1 pseudogene is annotated in these 687 nt (G+C 39.3%); it reads left to right on the top strand.

Annotated features, from left to right (window positions below):
• Positions 1–687: pseudogene (locus tag LRA01S_RS10620) on the top strand (IS982-like element ISLll1 family transposase); the annotation flags it as partial.

The following is a 687-nucleotide window of genomic DNA, read 5'->3' as shown; positions in this document are numbered from 1 at the left end:
AAAAGTTTTTGTTTATTTACTGACAACCATTGAGACGCTTTATCAAACGAGTGTTCCCCTTTGAGGTTCAAAACCGAAAGAACGTCCATCTCGCAACATCAGATTGCTTAGTTATCGCTTGTTACCTATGGGGCGTACTGCATTTTAGTGAAACACTTAAAGCTAAGCACCAACTTGCTCAAAGTTTATTTCCTAATTTCCTAGAATATTCTCGCTTTGTCCGCCGTTGTAATGCCCTCTTACCGAGTATCCAAGTCATTCGCCAAGCACTCGTCTTTAAAGAGGTTGAAGGAATTAGTGTATCCATTATTGACAGCTTCCCCATTCCTTTGTGTCAGCCTATTCGTAATTTCAGAAGCAAAGTTCTTGGAGATTATGCAAATGTTGGCTACAATGCTACAAAGGGACAGTACTTCTATGGATGTAAATGTCATGCTTTAGTCAGTGAATCAGGCTATGTCATAGACTACACAATTACTCCTGCTTTAATGGCTGATAGTTCAATGACCGAGGAAGTGTTGAGTCAATTTGGGACACCAACAGTCCTTGGAGATATGGGATATCTAGGTCAGTCACTGCATGATAGGCTGGAATTAAAAGGAATTGATCTAATTACACCTGTCAGGAAGAACATGAAGCAAAAGAAAATCCTTTTCCCTAATTTTTCAAAACGTAGAAAAGTGATTG

The organism is Pseudolactococcus raffinolactis NBRC 100932, from assembly GCF_001591765.1.
GTDB lineage: Bacteria > Bacillota > Bacilli > Lactobacillales > Streptococcaceae > Pseudolactococcus > Pseudolactococcus raffinolactis.
The sequence above is the reverse complement of the archived record's forward strand: the minus strand, read 5'-3'. Positions and strand labels throughout refer to the sequence as shown.